This window comes from Paenibacillus sp. FSL W8-0194 (assembly GCF_037969745.1).
In the GTDB taxonomy this organism is placed as follows: Bacteria; Bacillota; Bacilli; order Paenibacillales; family Paenibacillaceae; genus Paenibacillus_AQ; species Paenibacillus_AQ cookii.
This window is the reverse complement of sequence record NZ_CP150205.1, coordinates 5,220,734-5,237,007: the sequence shown is the minus strand read 5'-3', so window position 1 is coordinate 5,237,007 and position 16,274 is coordinate 5,220,734. Positions and strand designations below refer to the sequence as shown.

Below are 16,274 nucleotides of genomic sequence, written 5' to 3'. Positions count from 1 at the left end.
ATGTAAGATGTGTAGTCAGGTGGGACGTGATATTTCTTGGATTGATTAACGCTTGTTCTTCTTAAGTCCCCAGATTCAATCTGAACTATACGCAGAGGATGGATATCATGAAACAGGTTACAATTCTCATTGCGGACGATGAGGCGGAAATCGCGGACCTGATCGAACTGCACTTGAAAAAGGAAGGCTATGATGTCCTTAAAGCAGCGGACGGGGAGGAGGCGGTGCAAGCCGTTCAGGCGCATTCCGTCGATCTGGCGATATTGGACATTATGATGCCCAAGCTGGACGGTTATGAAGTCATCCGGCAAATTCAGGAGCGCCATCAAATGCCGATCATTTTTGTGAGCGCCAAAACCTCCGATCTTGATAAAATTGCCGGGCTGGTGAGAGGGGCGGACGATTATATCACCAAACCTTTCAATCCGATGGAGCTGATCGCGCGCGTGAACGCCCATCTTCGCCGTTATATGCAAATGAGGCAAACAGCGCCTTCCGACAAATCCAAGCTGGAAGCGGGAGGTTTGGTCATATATCCCGATCAGCGTACAGTGACCCTGTACGGAGAAACGATCGAGCTGACGCCCAAGGAGTTTGACATCTTGCTCCTACTGGCCAGTTATCCCAAGAAGGTGTTTAGCACGGAAAATATTTTCCAGCATGTATGGGGCGACTTCTACTTTGAAACAAGCAATACAGTTATAGTACATATTCGGACATTGCGAAAAAAACTGCGCGACGATACGAACCAAAACAAGCTGATCAAAACGGTTTGGGGGGTAGGCTATACGTTCAATGGCTAACTTCATACGAGGCTTCCGCTCCAAAATGATTGTGCTGTTCGGCTTAAGCATGTTTTTATCCGGCATCATCATATATTCATTATACAAAATATTGCAATATTATTACCGCACACAGGTCAAATTCGAGGATCCGTTGAACCATGTCCGACAGTTTATTCGAACGGTCGGTGATATCAATTTTTTCCTGATATTTTTTGTCCCGTTGGCGGTTTTGTTCTTCTTCCTGCTTACGAAACCTTATGTGGCTTATTTTAAAGAAATTTCTGCGGGGATTCGTCGCCTCGCAAGCGGCGAGTTCGACAAGCGGGTTTCGGTTGCATCCCGGGACGAGTTCGGTGATATCGCGGCGGATATCAACCTGACCGGTGAGAAACTGAAGCAAGCGGTGATCAGGGGAGATTTTGCCGAGAGCAGCAAAGATCAGCTGATATTGAATTTGGCCCATGATTTGCGTACACCGCTCACTTCCGTTATCGGTTATCTGGATTTCATTCTTAGGGACGAGTTGTTGACCAAAGAACAGGTTAGGCATTATACGAGCATTGCTTTCGCGAAGTCAAAGCGCCTTGAGAAGCTGATCGACGAATTGTTTGAAATCACGAGAATGAATTATGGTATGCTGCCTGTCGAAAAACGATCGATCGATTTGAGCGAGCTGCTGACGCAGCTATGCGAAGAGTTGCTTCCTGTTTTTGAGAAAAGTAAACTGGAAGCCCGGTTGCGCGTTACTCCACTAATGATCATTTCAGGCGATGGCGACTTGCTGGCACGCGTGTTTGAAAATTTGCTGACCAATGCGATTCGGTACGGCAGCGACGGTCAGTTTGTAGATATTCACGGAACCCTTGAAGAAGATGAAGCGGTAGTTCAGGTGATTAACTACGGCGATCGCATCCATCCGGACGAGCTGCCGCATCTATTCGATATGTTTTATACCGGAGATAAATCCCGGAATCATCAGGAGGGCAGCACGGGCCTGGGCTTATTTATCACAAAGAACATCATCGGGCAGCATAATGGAACGATCACGGCCGAAAGCAGCTTGCTTCGGACCGTTTTTGAAGTACGGCTGCCGCGGGGAGAGAGGCGGGAGGCCGTGAAGCCGTGAAGCCTTGCGGCTGTGAGGATTGGTGAAACGGTGCATGTGGATTTAGGTGAACTGTTTTTTTGCTAATGACAAGATTCCTTTGCGTACGACAATTTTCTTACCTGAAGAATCAAAAAAGGAGCGGGTAGACTTCAACCTGCTCCAATAAACCGATATTCAAACCTGTATTAATGGTGATGATGGGCATGTGCATCCGGTGCACCGGCTTTTACGTTGCATAAAACAGATTCATCGTGTCTATGTTGTTCGGATTCGATTTGTAGGGTAGAGTGAGGAATATTTTTGTGCTCCAGCATATGCTCGATTTTTTGCAAAAGGGCGTCGACCTCATAAACCGTTCTGTTCCCGTCGACCACAATATGGGCCGTAAGCACGTTTAAGTTGCTCGTGATGGTCCATATATGCACATCATGCACGGCCTTCACGCCTTCAAACTGCGAAATGGCTTGCACAACTTCCTCTACATCGATGTTACGCGGCGTTCCTTCCATAAGTACATGCAGGGAAGATTTGCTGACATAGTAACCACTCCGGAGAACGAGTACTGCGACGATGACACTGGCAACCGGGTCTGCCCATCCCCAGCCGAAAAACATCATCAGCAGTGCGGCAATAATGGCCCCGATCGATCCGAGCATATCACTGATCACGTGCAGGTAAGCGCCTCTCATGTTCAGGTTGTGCTCCGTATCGCTGCCACGCATCATTATCCAAGCAACCAGGATATTAATGAGCAGGCCGACGCAACTGATGACCAGCATTCCCACGGTAGCGACTTCCGGCGGGTTCACAAATCGATCGATCGCTTCGTAAAAAATGTATAAGGCAATCGCAACCAGGGTAACGCCGTTTAGCATCGCAGCCAATATTTCAAATCTCCGGTAACCAAACGTGTTTCCCTTATTGACGGCTTTTTCTCCAAACTTAAACGCAAGTAAAGCGATCGCTAACGCAAGAGAGTCCGATAGCATATGACCGGCATCGGATAACAGGGCAAGACTATTCGTAAAAAATCCCCCAAATGCCTCGACCAGCATATAAGCGGTAATGATGATAAAAGAGAACAGCAACACTTTTTTGTTGTTTTGTCCATGTCCGTGACTATGATCATGGGCGTGATTGTGATCATGTCCTGCCATACCTATACCTACTTCCTATATGGTTGTAATCATATGAACAGTTGCTCATATGTTCTATTGATGTTAATTATATGTGGATAGCCAAAACACGTCAAGGGCAAACCGGTACAAAAAATATAAAAGCCACATCCTCATTGCGAAAGTGGCTTGTTAGGTCAATGTATTGGAAAAGCGGGGGCGTTGATGCAGCCTAGACGGCTTAGGAAACATCTGAAAGGATATTCTTAATCGAGATCCGGGGAAATGTGATGTTCATGCTCCTGGCGCAAGACTTCGTCGAAGAGATTCCCCTTTGGTTGGGTCTGCTGTTGTGGCAGCTTCAATTGCAGCTGTGCCAACGCCTGTTCGAACTCCCCGATCGTTACCGGTTTGGCATGCCGCATCAATTCGTAACCGATTTGGCCGCTCATTTCAATGGTAGCGGTCTTGACGTCGGCAAAAGAGGAGATTCCCTTCACCCGCAATTTTGCCTCCAATTGATCGGCGGATAAGCGCAGCTTTTTCAAGTTTTGCGGTATAATCTTTCCATCCTGAATGACAAGCGTTGCTTTGCCCATAAACCATCTCTCGACCCAATCGAATTTTATCGCCAGAACTTGAACCGTAATCAAAAGCGCCACGAAAATGCACAAGGTTACGATGGTTTTCCATAATCCGTGCCCGGAAATCGCGTGCCCGATCATAGAGGCCATAGCCAGCAGGGTAATGATTTCAAGACCCGTCATTTCCGCTGCCGTTTTTTTGCCCAATATGCGCAGCAAACAAAATCCCACGAACAGCACGGCCAAAGCTTCCCAGATAAAACTAAGGTTCATTTGGGCCCCTCCCATACCAGATGGTTGTATTGGGTCATTTTACTTTCATAATCAGGGATTGATCCACTTCTTCAATCCGGCTTCGCCCGGATATAGCCAGCTGCAGCTCGGTTTCCGCCATAAGATGTTTGATCACTTCTTCTACTCCGGATTGTCCCGCAACGGCTAAAGCGTAAGCATACGGGCGTCCGACCAAAACGGCCGTGGCCCCAAGAGCGATCGCTTTTAAGATATCCGCCCCTCTGCGAATGCCGCTGTCCATAATAATCGGGATTTTGCCCTGTATCGATTCGCTGATCGAAGGCAAGGCATCCAACGTCGCCACGGCTCCATCAAGCTGTCGTCCTCCATGGTTTGAAACGATGATGCCGTCGACGCCATGTTCCAAAGCCAGCAGGGCATCGTCCGGATGCGTAATTCCTTTAATCAGCAAAGGCAGACGGGTTTGTTCCCGAATATATTCAAGCTCTTTCCAAGTAAAACAGGTGTTATTCCCTTCCTCCAGAGCCTTCAAGGCGGCCTCCTTCACGTTTTTGTCGGGAGATTCCTTGAGTTTCGAACAAAAGACGGGATCGGAAAAATAATTGCCCATTCCTTGTCCCGTAAGGAAAGGCAAGTATGCATTCCTTAGATCGGTTTCGCGCCATCCAAGAAGGGTCGAATCCACCGTGACGACGATGGCCTTGAATCCGGCCGCCTCCGCACGTTTCAGAAAGCTTTTTGTCAGCTCATGATCTTTGGGAGGATAAAGTTGGAACCATTTAACGGCGTCTCCCATTGCTTCGGCAACCTCCTCCATGGAGACGCTGGAAACGTTGCTAAGGATATAAGGAACGCCCAGTTTCGCCGCAGCTTTGGCAGGTGCCAGTTCGCCATCGGGATGAAGAATCGTATTGACCCCGATCGGCGCCAATAGAAAGGGAACCGGGAATCGGTCGCCGAAAATCGATACCGAAAGATCACGCTTGGAAATATCGCTGCAAACCCGAGGCCGGAGCCGGTATTTTTGGAAGGCATCCACATTGCCGCGATGCGTATCTCCGGCTCCTGCCGCTCCATAAACGTAGCCAAACGGGGCAGCGGCAAGAACTTGTTTTGCTCGGTTTTCCCATTCGTCGAACGATACCGGTAAAAGCTTCGCAGCCTCGTCGCCGCATTGGTAGATATCCATTTGTATCGTTTCGCTCTGAAATGCCATTCATATACCTCCACATTTTCTGAAAAATTCCGCTTCATCGATTCTTAGCTTGGACAAATGGCAGGAAGGTTAGTCAACATAAATGGATTTTTCTTTCCTTGCTTTAACCATAGTGAACGGAGAGCGAAAGTCTAAGGGGAGGGCAGGAGGGTTCGTTTTTTTCGTCCGTTGCACAAAAAAAGCCTTGGCTTCAGGCCAAGACTTTTCTCCTGCTCTTTACGCATGATCGATAGCTGTAACAGCACCCGTCTTTGCCTCCAGTTACCCAGACTGAGCGAGAGCGTATCATCGGCGACCCGGTTACTGCGTTTCAGGATAATATATCGTCATGCTTGCCCGCACCAAGGAATCCCCGGTATTACGGTAAGAATGGGATCGGTCCGCTTTGAATCTGATCGAATCGCCGCGTTTGATCGTAAACTTCGATTGGTTGACTTCGATGGTCATTTCGCCGTCAAAAACGGTGACGTATTCTTCCGTGCCTTCAATATGCGGATCGGCGTGATGGTAACCATCTGGTTCGATTTCGATAAAATAAAGCTCAAACCGCTGATCCTCATGATAAGGAAAGCAGGGGTACACTCTATATTTTCCGTCGTCTTCCGACAATACGTTGATTTCATCCCGGAGCACGATTTTGGTTTCAGGCTGAGGCTCATGGATCAATGAAGTAAAAGATACCTTCAAACCCGTCGCTATTTTCCAAATGGTCGTGATGGTCGGGCTCGATTCCCCTCTTTCGATTTGTCCGATCATCGTTTTGCTGACTCCCGTTAATTCGGATACTTTATCCAGGCTTAGTTTTTTGCGATCACGGATGTCCTTTAAGTTCTTGGCGATGACGAGATGAATTTCTTCGGCCATAGAAATACGCTCCTCGAGGGTTGTTTTAAGAAAAGTATAACATACGATCCAAAAACAAATGGAGGAGAAAGGGGAGCATCCTGTTCCAAGCTACATTTCCAATATAGCGTTCATCTTGCCTACACGATTCTTAAATATTAAAAAAACGCAGAAATAGGACGGTTCCTCTGCGGCGAAACGCTGCAAGAACCGTCCTTTAACCGCTCATGCCGATTTAGCTTTCAGGCACGAATCCAACCTATTCGAGATACATTTTTTTCAGCTTGGCCTGCTCGGCTGCGCTCAGACCGATTCCCTTTTCCAAGAAGCCTTGGATGGAGCCGTATTTTTTGGCCATTTCGTCGAAAGCGGCGTTCATGTATTCCGGGCGAACGTCCATCAGCGCCTGGATGATCCCGATGGCGTTGTCGTCCTTCAGTTGGAACTGTTTCACCATGGCATCGACGGCTGCTTTGTTGTACGCTGCGCGGTATTGGTTGCTGAGGAGAAAATCCTGCATGACCGTTTCCTTCGGAACGCCAAGCGCGAGGAGCATAAGCGCCGAGCCGAGTCCGGTGCGGTCTTTGCCGGCGGTGCAATGCTGAACGAAAGCGGTCGTGGCAGGGTCCAGCATCATGTCAAAAAGCTTCGCGTAAGCTTCAGGGTGGTCCACCATGTCCCGGTTTGCCGCGATCAGCACGTCGCCGGGTTTGCCCATTTTGTCAAATTCGCCTGCAGCCATATATGCGAAAATATCGGTTCCGCTGCCGGATTGCCCAAAAACCGGGTTCCGGACGTAGGCAGCGCCTTGGATGGCGGGATCGGGTTTTTGCTTCACTTCATCGTCGGTGCGGTAATCGATGATCGTTTTCAGCCCGCTTTTCTGAAGAAAAGAAATGTCGGCCTTGGTCAAGCCGGCCAGCTCGTCCGAACGGAACAGCTTGCCCCATTTGACGGTTTTGCCGTCCGTCGTTCGGTAACCGCCAAGATCGCGGAAGTTGGTCGCGCCTTGAAGGGGGAGCAAACGTTCAGCGGTTTTGATTTCGGAGCCGTTGCCGCCCTTGATTTTAAAATATACCCGGCTTCCCGGATTCGGATCGGCTGTATGCAAACCGCCATAAGAAGCATAGGTGCGCGCGAGTTCTTTCCAGCCTCCGTCGGGTTTGGTGCTCCAATACACTTTGACCGGGCCAAGGTCGGCCGACGTTTTCCAATGAATCGTAAGGGCTCCGTTTTTTGCTCTCTCGACGGTCGCTCCCGTAAAAGCACCCTGCTTCGCTGGATGCTGGACAGCCGCCGTATTTTTATGGGGAACCGCACCGGCCTCGGCCATGGCAGCGCCCAGCGGCGATACGGTCAAAAAGAATGCAGCGCCCAGAAGCGCCGTTTTTTTCATCATTGCCATCATGTCTCCCTTTATTTAAATGAACTCCAAGATGTCCTTTCTATCATGAGGGATGCGTGTTTTTCCTTCGTCAAGCCTGCGTAAACCGAATGTAAAAGTTTGCTTGATTCCATGCTGATTAGGCGGGAAGCAAGCCTTTCATCACATGCTTGAGCCTTACGCGGCGTAATGGTGTATATTGAAGTTACCGGTAATTGGATCGCGCGAAATGAGGGGATGATCATTACAAGCCAAAAAAGTTGGAAGGTCGGCGAATTGGCCAAACTGACGGGGTTAACCATTCGAACCTTGCGGTATTATGATCAGATCGGTTTGTATTCGCCGTCCGGATATTCCGATGCGGGGTACAGGCTGTATAACGAATCGGACTTATCCCGATTGCAGCAAATCCTGGCTTTAAAGGATTTGGGTTTATCGCTCGACGAGATCAAATCGATCCTGGCCGATGACGGCTACAACCCGCATGAAGTCGTTATGCTTCAAATCGATCGGTTGAAGGAAAACATCGGATCCAGCAAAAGCTTTTAAAGGAATTGCAAAACGCATCGAGCCTGATGGCGAAGGATGAGCCGTTAACGGTCGAAGATTTTACGAAAATGCTGAGCATAATGAAAAAAAGCCATGAAAAGTTTTTTGCCGAACGCCGGACGAGCATGGAGAACCATTTCGATAAATTGGGCGACTTTCTCGGGGGAAATTCGATGGAAGGAAACGAAAGGGAGGAATGATTGTGAGCAAACATTTTGCAACGCATGATACTTTTGTGATTGAAAGAAACTATGAGGCTCCGCCTGCACGAGCCTTTGCGGCTTGGTCGGACCCTGCAATCAAGAGTCAATGGTTCCAAAAGTCCGAAACATTTGAGTTCCGTGTAGGCGGGCGGGAATTCAATCGTGGGGGCCCTCCCGGAGGCCCGGTGTATACCTTTGATGCCTGCTATCAAGAAATCGTGCCGAACGAACGGATCGTTTATTCGTATACGATGGACCAAGGAGACGTTAGGATATCGGTATCGGTAACCACGGTGGAATTCAAAGAAACGGAACAAGGAACGAAGCTGATTTACACGGAGCAGGGCGTTTTCCTTGACGGCCATGATACGGCTGTCCAGCGCGAACACGGAACGAAAATCATGCTGGACAAACTGGGGGAAGAACTGCAGAACATGTTCGACCCCGAGAAAAACCAATGAGGAAACCCCAGGCGCAGGCGGGCGCGCGGGAATGGACCGGACTGGGCGTATTGGTCCTGACAAGCCTGCTCGTCTCCATCGATATTTTTGTGCTGGTACTGGCGCTGCCGTTCTTAAGCGCGGATTTGGGGGCCAGCAGTACCCAACAATTGTGGATCATGGATATATACGGGTTTATGCTTACGGGATTTTTGATGACGATGGGTACCTCGGGAGACCGCGTCGGTCGCCGCAAGGTGCTCATGATAGGAGCGACTGTATTTGGCATCGCTTCCATCGGGGCGGCGTTTGCGGTGAGTCCGGGGATGTTGATTGCTGCCCGCGCCATACTCGGAATAGCCGGGGCCACGCTGATACCCTCAACGTTGGCGCTGATCAGCCGTATGTTCCATGATCCCAAGCAGCGAGGTTTTGCCATCAGTATATGGATGGCCGGGTGCATGGGCGGCGCGGCTATCGGTCCCGTGATTGGGGGCGTGATGCTTGCACACTTTTGGTGGGGGTCCGTGTTTATGATTGGCGTACCTGTTATGCTGCTGCTGCTCGTGCTTGGCCCGGTACTGCTGCCCGAATACCGGGATGAAAATGCAAGCCGCCTTGATCTTATAAGCGTCAGCCTGTCGCTCGCCGCAATTTTACCGATTGTTTACGGCATGAAGGGATTAGCCCAGAATGGGCTGCAGCCGTTAAATATGGCGGCGATCGCGGCCGGGGGCGCGTTCGGCATCGCATTTGTGCGGCGCCAACGGAGGCTGCCAAATCCATTGCTGGATCTGCGCTTGTTTGCGAACCGTGCGCTCAGCACGGCGATGGGTGGCCAGTTTTTCGGCCCCTTCCTCATGGGCGTGATTATGCTGCTCGTTACGCAATATCTTCAGCTCGTTGGCGGGTTAACCCCGTTACAAGCCGCGATATGGCTGCTGCCTGCGGTAGCTGCGCAAATGGCGAGTTTTCTGTTATCCCCGCTTATAGCGCGTCGAATCCGTCCTGCTTACCTGATTGGAATTGGATTGGTTTTTTCGGTGGCCGGACTATTGCTCATTACCCGAGTCGAAGCATCGGCCGGCCTTGCGGGTTTGGTGCTCGGTTACGCGCTTACGAACTTCGGGTCAGGCCCGCTCATGACTTTAACGCCCGATATGATCATCGGAGCCGCTCCGCCCGAGAAAGCGGGCGCTGCTGGGGCCTTATCGCAAACGAGCGCTGAAATCGGTTTTGCATTGGGCATCGCGGTTCTGGGAAGCGTCGGCACGGTTGTTTACCGCAATCGGATTGCGGACACGATGCCGGCTGCGCTGCCTCCCGAGACCGAAGCGGCTGCGCGTGACTCGCTTGTCGGTGCGATTGAAGCGGCCCAAAAGCTCGTAGATCCGCTTCATGCAACACTTCTTGCATCGGCTCGCAATGCTTTTAACAACGGGCTAAACACCGTCGCGATGATCAGCGCCATCTTATTGGTCATGGTAGCGATTTTCGTCGTGGCCCGGCTTAAGCATATACGCCCAAGCGGAGCCCCCCTCCAAAAACAGGATGACAGAATTCCGGCTCCCTTAACTCGAACCGAACATGAGCCAAGTTAATTGCACGATTTTTCTTGTGAAGCATGCTAAAACGGAGTGTTTTTATCCCCTCTGTCCAAAATTTGCCACAGCCCCTTTCTATCGGATATGATTTTATAAATTCGCGTTTTCGTTGTCCGAAATGGGGAGGAAAAAACCAATGGATCTGCAATTAGCCGAACAACGGGTTAGGGAATGGGCAAGGGAACATTCGCATCGGCTTGGGCTGAAAGGGTCGACCATCGAGGCGAAATATATTTGGAACCCCGGAGGATTCGTCAACCAGTCCTACCGGTTATCCGATGGGGAAACATGGAGGCATGTCAAATTCGCCCGGGAGGATCGCACCTCGCATCTTCAACAATGGGCAAAAATCAGCGAACACCTGACGGAACACTACAATGCGCCCCGGCTTGTCCAAGAGGTGACGGAACCGGTTTTGCCCGGATTCAGCTATGGTTTGGCATTCGAATACATTGCTGGAAAACCGCTGAGCTCCGCTTCCGATCCTTTGCCGGTCGTCGGAAAGGTGCTGCGGGCATTAAAGGAATTGCATCAGGATGAGCAGCTCCAAACGATGCTCGCGGATGGGCAGGCCGCCCCTACTTATGCCGAAGCATTTGCAGAGGAATACATTACAAGGTTCGAGGAAGACTTGGAAGGGATTCTCGCGGAGAGGCATCTGCTGGATTTTGTCGAAGATCGCACGTTGGATTGGTTTCGCGCTGAGATTGAGACATTAAGGGAAATGGCGCTTCAGATGCCTTGTTTCCAACGCCAGGCGGCGGATGTCGTGCATAATGACCTGAATTGGCAAAATATTTTGTCAAACGATCAGCATCGCTTCTGGATGATTGACTGGGACGACCTGACGGTAACAGGGGATGCAGCTATGGACTATTCGGTATTTTTATGGCCGTTGTATCGACAGGAAAAAGAGAAGCCGATCTGGAAGGAGCGCATCATTCGCGAAGCGGGGGCGGATACGTTTGAGCGGATGGAGCTTTATTTTAGGGCAAAGCTTTTTGATGATGTCATTGACGTCCTTGCCGATTACGTCGAAGCGGAAGGCATGCCGGAGGTGAAGGAAGAAACCCGGCGACGAGCCAAGGACATCCATCTTCGGGCGTACCCGGAATATGTAAGGCTTTATGGTTGACATCCACCCATTTGAACTGCCCCCCCAATATGTTAGATGGTATAGGGGCAGTTCACCTTCGGTGTGTTTTGCTTAGTAGATTAACTTTGCCCGTCGTGGGTTTCTACTGCCTTTTTGTCCTTGGAGTCTTTGCCGTTGCCGCGGCAAAGGCTCTTTTCAGTGTATATCGAAAAGGTGTTTCTTTATACTTGAATTCTATCACCTGTCATATGCAGCCACTTCTTTTTGTGCTCTCCTCTTGGGAGGAGTAGCGCATGCCGCTTCTAATCAGTTTGCAGATGCAACGTTACAAACCGGTGCGTCCACAGCTTCAAGTAGTTATATTAATGGGAATGACCAAGGGGAATATGGAGGCTACCTTACTGTACAGAGAGGAAGAATGAAAATTGCGGCAAAAAGAGTTGTAGCCTATTGGCCGGACCCTTCCATATCTTATTTTACAACGAATACAACATCACTCCAAAGCGCCAGTATTGGTATGACTCCGACACCGATTTATACTATGTCGAACTGAGCCCGGAATTAAATGCACCAACGGGTTGGGGATATATACAAAATTATTAACTTTTATAGTGAAGAGGCTGTCAACATCCCATTGGCAGCCTCTTCACTAAAATTTTCGGTCAGATCGATTTGATTACATAACGACATACCAAGTGGTGATTCATAATGCGGACTTTATTTGCGATGATGAACATGGAATTTAAACAATACCGAAGAGGGTTATTGATATGGATTGCAATAGCTTTATTAACGGTTTATTTGCCTATCGGATATTATCACTTTCTAAGCGATTTGATGCAGGCAGGGCAATTTCTGCAATCCTCAGGGTATATTGGCATGGCCTCCGCTCTGTTCGGTCTTTTCTTTGGCATACTTATCTCCAGACGAGAACAAGAGGCCGGCATGGCCTCCAAATCTAAAAAAACCTCCAGGCAAAAAGCCTGGAGGTTATTCGTGCATAAGCATTCAGGTTGTGCAGCCAAGTCTGGGATTACATAATGATCAGGGTTACCTTTCCGTTCAGGAAGGAAACGAAATCGTAGCTTGCATAACCCCATGTTTCAATGGTGCTGCCTTGTACCTTTTGGATATCTTTGGCGATCGGCGCTCCCCACGAAAGGAGAACTTGCTCCTTGGTCATGCCCAGCGCCACGTTTCCTGCTTTGATCTGCTTCCAGACGGAGGCGGACCATTTGTATTTTTTGTATGGATCGTAATTCAAAAAGTAACTGGAATCGGTCATCGTCTTGATGACTTCGGAAGAACTCATGGAATCGCTTTTGAGCGTTTTTCCCGCAGGCGTTTTGAAGACGATGACGAAGCTTCCGGTATCGGTAGGAAGAACGTCGGCGACGGTCACCTTCGAGAATCGCTCCCAGCCTTCGAAGTCGTTCACCCAGTAGGATTTTCCGATGAATTTGGCCAAGCTGCCCTGCATCGCTTTTTTGATCAGGCCCGCGGTTTCCGTTGAAACGACGGTCATCTTGGCGCTGCCGAAGCTGATGTCCGCCTGTTTCCACTTCGAGTCCCAGCCTACCTTCGCTCCCAGCGTATCGGCCAACAAGGAAGCGGGGATGTACGTTTCTCCTTTTTCGGTAAACGGAGCGGCTTTAAGCTGGACGTCCTTGCCTCCGAATTGCGCTGCTAAACTGCCGACTTTGAACGACAGGGAAGCATCCCCGAACGCCACGTTCCATCCGTCGCCCGAAGGAGTTGCGGTTCCGCCCAAGGCTTTGGATACGGTCTTTACCGGAAGGAAGACGGTGCCGTTCACCTGCTTGGCGAATTTCAACGAATCGCGGAGACTGGCGGATACGGTCACGCTCGCGGACACGCCGCCCGATGTCACCGTCAGTTTCGTTTGGCCCACGCCCGCCGTTTTGAGCTTGCCGTCGGCCTGCTGCTTGAGCAGGTACGGCTTGTCCATCTCGAGCTTGGCTTCGCTCACCGGGACTTTGATTTTGGCCCCGTTCGTATACGTTTCCTGGATATGGACTTCGACGGCATCGCCGACGAAAGGCTCCCGGTCGGAAAGCGAGACGGAGACCGCCTTGACCGTCGGTACATCGATCGGTTTGATTTCATCATCCTTGCTGAACACCCATGTTCCGTCGCTGCGTTGGGCGTAAATGCCCTCGGAAAGCTTGTCCGCATAGGCGTCCACCGCGGTTTTTACGACATTGCTCAAGCCTTGAACTTGATGCGTAAGTTTCCAGCGGTTGGAATATTCCCCGGTTAACCAAACGGATCCGTCTTTCCGGGTGACGATAAGCACGTCGGTGGGATCGGCAGATACATACGTGATGTGGACCGCATCCTGCGCGACGGTGACCGGAATGATTTTTCCGTTGTCGTCAAAATTCGAGCCTTCGTACAGGACGACTTCGCCGCTGTTGAACAGCAGAGCGACGCGGTCGTCGTGCACCGCCATGGACTTGACCGAGGAAGGATCGGCGACGGTACCGAATTTTTTGTAAGTATCCTGCTTGCGCGAATCTTCGAATAATAGGTCCCCGTTTTGGGCCAGCGCCGCGAAATCTTTTTCCCCATAAGCGATTTGCACGATGCCGCTGAGGTTTTTCAGCTTCGTTTTGCCGATCCAAACCGTTCCGTCCGACTTCAGCCAGTAGGAGCCGGATACCTGCTTGACTCCCGCCGCGCCTTCCACCGGATGGGGGGCCAGCCCCGTGTCCCATTCCACCAGGCGCCCGTCCTTCGTGATTCCCAGTCCGTCGTATAGATCCCCGGAAATGGTTTCAATGTTTCCTTTGGTATGGAGGACACGCGTTCCTTCAATCTGCATAACGGTCGTCCACATGGACCCGTCGCTCATCAAATACGTGTTTTTGCCCGCGATGTCTTTGATTTGAAGCTGTTCTTCGCCGGCGGCAGAGGCTTCATGGGCCCCGAAGGCCGGGCTTAAGCCGAGCGCGAAGGCGCCTAAAGCCATGACCAGTAATGACTTTTTCCAGTTCAAGTTCATAACCCCTCTTTTGCGTTCGATTTTGTTTTACAAATCCTTATTCCATTCGACACCATGGGAAAATTATCCTCCAAAGGAGACGTAAAAAAATACGCCGTTTTACGGCGTGTTTCGGCATAACCTCGAGTCTGGTTTGTTCATGACGGCCGGCAGCAACGGCCCGGCTGTTTTCGAACCCGTCCCGAAACGACGGGCTGGGGGAGGATGACGCGATAGTCGATGATATTGCCGTAACGGTCGGTTTGGATCTCGCAGCAGCTGTTCATCAATTCCCGGACCATGTCCCTGCCGCGTTGGACTCTGGATTTGGCGCCCGAATAAGAAAGGCCGAGGCGCTCGCTGAGCTCCTTTTGGGACATTCCCTTCAGTTCGGATAACTCCACGGCTTCCCGGTATTTATCGGGCAAATAACATAATACGCCCTTCATGCCGGCAATGGCTTCTTCCGAATAATCCTCGGGCGCTGCCAACTCTGGACCGGGCATATGGTCAGGCAATTCGTCGGTCGGCTTTTCCTTGCGGAAATGGTCCGCGATCGCGTTGCGCGCAATTTGGAACAGCCAAGCCCGGAGTTTGGTTTCGTCCTGAAGCTGCGGCAAATGGCGATAGGCTTTCATAAACACCGTTTGCACAATATCTTCAGCATCCGGATGTCGATTCGTTTTTTGCTTGACGTAGCCGGAAATCGGGCCGTGATATTGTTCCCACAGCAGTTCCGGCGTGATTGATTCTGCCGTGCCGGCCGGGCTTTTGGTTTCTATGCGATGGGTCATATGTTCACCCCTTTATCCATCGGGAAATTTTTTTTGTATGAATCGCTTATTTTTTGCGTCTTTTGATTTTGGCCTCCGTCTCCATCAATATAAAACAAATTTTGGAGGGAATAAAGATGAAATACAACTTGCTTGGCAATACGGGCGTTTTGGTTTCGGAGATCGGGCTGGGGGCCATGACATTCGGCGGCGGGGAGCAATGGGGCGTCTTCGGCTCGCTCGATGAAAAGGAGGCTTCCGTGCTCGTCGGGCAGGCGCTGGAAGCGGGCGTCAATTTTTTTGATACGTCGAATATTTATGCCGGCGGGCGATCCGAAGAGATCCTCGGCAAAGCGCTCGGCAAAAAACGCCAGGACGTGATTATCGCCACCAAGGTGAGGGGACGTACGGGAAGCGGCCCGAACGATATCGGCCTATCCCGCCTTCATATCATGCGCCAAGTGGAGGAGAGCCTGAAACGCCTCGGGACCGATTATATCGACCTGTATCAAATCCACAATCCGGACCAGTTGACCGATTGGGAGGATACGCTGCGGGCCTTGGACGATTTGGTGCGCAGCGGCAAAGTGCGCTACATCGGCGCTTCCAATATGACGGGGTGGGAAACGATGAAAACGCGCGGCATTTCCCGGCAGCTTGGCCTTCATGAATTCAAGAGCAGCCAATTGTACTACTCGCTGGCCGGCCGGGAAATCGAAAGGGAAATCATTCCCGTCCTGAAGGATCAGAACATGGGGCTATTGGTCTGGAGTCCGCTCGCGGGCGGATTCCTGTCGGGCAAATACTCCCGCAGCCGCCAGGGGAGCGGAGACGATCGGCATACCAAAATGATGTTTCCGCCGGTTGACCTGGACAAATCCTATCGCATCATCGACGTGCTGGAGGAAATGGCGAAAGAGCGGGAATCCACCGTTGCCCGGATCGCTTTGGCCTGGGTGCTCCATCAGCCTGCGGTGACCAGCGTCATCGTCGGCGCGAAGCGGCCGGATCAGCTTCAAGACAATCTTGCGGCCAGCGACATCGAGTTGACGCCGGACGAATTGGCCCGCCTCGACGAGGTCAGCAAGCTGCCTGCCGAATATTTGACTTGGCCGTTTATGGAAGAGGATGAATCGATTATTCGGAAGCATCCATGAAGAATAAAAGGCTGATCGGAAGCAGGCCATGCAATTTTTTGATTTGCGATACCATTGATGACGCGATAAGGTTTTGCCAATGTGATCGTTCCCGTAACTTTTGTTTGAAAATACAGCGCCCGCACCACCCGACTTTATAAATTCTTTAGAAGCGCCCG

14 protein-coding genes and 1 pseudogene are annotated in these 16,274 nt (G+C 50.8%); 8 read left to right on the top strand and 7 right to left on the bottom strand.

Annotation, left to right across the window (positions count from 1 at the left end; all coding sequences use genetic code 11):
- The first annotated feature begins 107 nt into the window (after positions 1-107).
- Positions 108-803, top strand: a complete 696-nt coding sequence (locus tag MKY58_RS24190; RefSeq protein WP_339322440.1) for a response regulator transcription factor — start codon at positions 108-110, stop codon at positions 801-803.
- On the top strand, positions 796-1,911 hold the full coding sequence (locus tag MKY58_RS24185; RefSeq protein ID WP_339322439.1) for a HAMP domain-containing sensor histidine kinase: 1,116 nt from the start codon (positions 796-798) through the stop codon (positions 1,909-1,911). The genes MKY58_RS24190 and MKY58_RS24185 overlap by 8 nt, the downstream gene beginning before the upstream one ends.
- 167 nt (positions 1,912-2,078) lie before the next feature.
- On the opposite strand, the gene MKY58_RS24180 is transcribed toward MKY58_RS24185, so the two are convergent.
- The 5 genes from MKY58_RS24180 to MKY58_RS24160 form a co-directional block, all read right to left on the bottom strand.
- Positions 2,079-3,050 (bottom strand): cation diffusion facilitator family transporter, encoded by a 972-nt coding sequence (locus MKY58_RS24180; RefSeq protein ID WP_339322438.1) that lies wholly within the window; start codon positions 3,048-3,050, stop codon positions 2,079-2,081.
- A 224-nt stretch (positions 3,051-3,274) separates the two neighbouring features.
- Positions 3,275-3,865 (bottom strand): YetF domain-containing protein, encoded by a 591-nt coding sequence (locus MKY58_RS24175; RefSeq protein ID WP_339322437.1) that lies wholly within the window; start codon positions 3,863-3,865, stop codon positions 3,275-3,277.
- A gap of 34 nt (positions 3,866-3,899) precedes the next feature.
- On the bottom strand, positions 3,900-5,063 hold the full coding sequence (locus tag MKY58_RS24170; RefSeq protein ID WP_339322436.1) for an alpha-hydroxy-acid oxidizing protein: 1,164 nt from the start codon (positions 5,061-5,063) through the stop codon (positions 3,900-3,902).
- Positions 5,064-5,363: 300 nt separating this feature from the next.
- Positions 5,364-5,927, bottom strand: a complete 564-nt coding sequence (locus tag MKY58_RS24165) for an XRE family transcriptional regulator (protein WP_339322435.1) — start codon at positions 5,925-5,927, stop codon at positions 5,364-5,366.
- A gap of 238 nt (positions 5,928-6,165) precedes the next feature.
- Positions 6,166-7,305 (bottom strand): tyrosine-protein phosphatase, encoded by a 1,140-nt coding sequence (locus tag MKY58_RS24160; protein WP_339322434.1) that lies wholly within the window; start codon positions 7,303-7,305, stop codon positions 6,166-6,168.
- Positions 7,306-7,527: 222 nt separating this feature from the next.
- Between MKY58_RS24160 and MKY58_RS24155 the strand changes: the two are divergent.
- The 5 genes and pseudogenes from MKY58_RS24155 to MKY58_RS24135 all read left to right on the top strand — a co-directional run bounded on the left by MKY58_RS24155 (position 7,528) and on the right by MKY58_RS24135 (position 12,223).
- Positions 7,528-8,039: pseudogene (locus tag MKY58_RS24155) on the top strand (MerR family transcriptional regulator).
- Between the two features lie 2 nt (positions 8,040-8,041).
- Positions 8,042-8,503: an SRPBCC family protein gene (locus MKY58_RS24150; protein WP_339322433.1), complete on the top strand. Its 462-nt coding sequence runs from the start codon at positions 8,042-8,044 to the stop codon at positions 8,501-8,503.
- Positions 8,500-10,083 (top strand): MFS transporter, encoded by a 1,584-nt coding sequence (locus MKY58_RS24145; RefSeq protein WP_339322432.1) that lies wholly within the window; start codon positions 8,500-8,502, stop codon positions 10,081-10,083. Before MKY58_RS24150 ends, MKY58_RS24145 begins: the two co-directional genes overlap by 4 nt.
- 139 nt (positions 10,084-10,222) lie before the next feature.
- Positions 10,223-11,221 (top strand): aminoglycoside phosphotransferase family protein, encoded by a 999-nt coding sequence (locus MKY58_RS24140; RefSeq protein WP_339322431.1) that lies wholly within the window; start codon positions 10,223-10,225, stop codon positions 11,219-11,221.
- A gap of 696 nt (positions 11,222-11,917) precedes the next feature.
- A complete protein-coding gene (locus tag MKY58_RS24135) occupies positions 11,918-12,223 on the top strand; it encodes a hypothetical protein (protein WP_339322430.1) in 306 nt (101 codons plus the stop codon).
- Here the strand turns inward: MKY58_RS24135 and MKY58_RS24130 are convergent.
- Positions 12,216-14,201: a copper amine oxidase N-terminal domain-containing protein gene (locus MKY58_RS24130; protein ID WP_339322429.1), complete on the bottom strand. Its 1,986-nt coding sequence runs from the start codon at positions 14,199-14,201 to the stop codon at positions 12,216-12,218. The genes MKY58_RS24135 and MKY58_RS24130 overlap by 8 nt on opposite strands.
- 143 nt (positions 14,202-14,344) lie before the next feature.
- A complete protein-coding gene (gene sigZ, locus MKY58_RS24125) occupies positions 14,345-14,980 on the bottom strand; it encodes an RNA polymerase sigma factor SigZ (RefSeq protein ID WP_339322428.1) in 636 nt (211 codons plus the stop codon).
- 116 nt (positions 14,981-15,096) lie between these two features.
- Between sigZ and MKY58_RS24120 the strand changes: the two genes are divergently transcribed.
- A complete protein-coding gene (locus MKY58_RS24120; RefSeq protein WP_339322427.1) occupies positions 15,097-16,116 on the top strand; it encodes an aldo/keto reductase in 1,020 nt (339 codons plus the stop codon).
- Positions 16,117-16,274: the final 158 nt, after the last annotated feature.

Bases quoted from the DNA above. Each gene is read 5' to 3' on its own strand.
- MKY58_RS24190 (WP_339322440.1), top strand. From the start codon at position 108: ATGAAACAGGTTACAATTCTCATTGCGGACGATGAGGCGGAAATCGCG.
- MKY58_RS24185 (WP_339322439.1), top strand. From the start codon at position 796: ATGGCTAACTTCATACGAGGCTTCCGCTCCAAAATGATTGTGCTGTTC.
- MKY58_RS24180 (WP_339322438.1), bottom strand. From the start codon at position 3,050: ATGGCAGGACATGATCACAATCACGCCCATGATCATAGTCACGGACAT.
- MKY58_RS24175 (WP_339322437.1), bottom strand. From the start codon at position 3,865: ATGAACCTTAGTTTTATCTGGGAAGCTTTGGCCGTGCTGTTCGTGGGA.
- MKY58_RS24170 (WP_339322436.1), bottom strand. From the start codon at position 5,063: ATGGCATTTCAGAGCGAAACGATACAAATGGATATCTACCAATGCGGC.
- MKY58_RS24165 (WP_339322435.1), bottom strand. From the start codon at position 5,927: ATGGCCGAAGAAATTCATCTCGTCATCGCCAAGAACTTAAAGGACATC.
- MKY58_RS24160 (WP_339322434.1), bottom strand. From the start codon at position 7,305: ATGATGAAAAAAACGGCGCTTCTGGGCGCTGCATTCTTTTTGACCGTA.
- MKY58_RS24145 (WP_339322432.1), top strand. From the start codon at position 8,500: ATGAGGAAACCCCAGGCGCAGGCGGGCGCGCGGGAATGGACCGGACTG.
- MKY58_RS24140 (WP_339322431.1), top strand. From the start codon at position 10,223: ATGGATCTGCAATTAGCCGAACAACGGGTTAGGGAATGGGCAAGGGAA.
- MKY58_RS24135 (WP_339322430.1), top strand. From the start codon at position 11,918: ATGGAATTTAAACAATACCGAAGAGGGTTATTGATATGGATTGCAATA.
- sigZ (WP_339322428.1), bottom strand. From the start codon at position 14,980: ATGACCCATCGCATAGAAACCAAAAGCCCGGCCGGCACGGCAGAATCA.
- MKY58_RS24120 (WP_339322427.1), top strand. From the start codon at position 15,097: ATGAAATACAACTTGCTTGGCAATACGGGCGTTTTGGTTTCGGAGATC.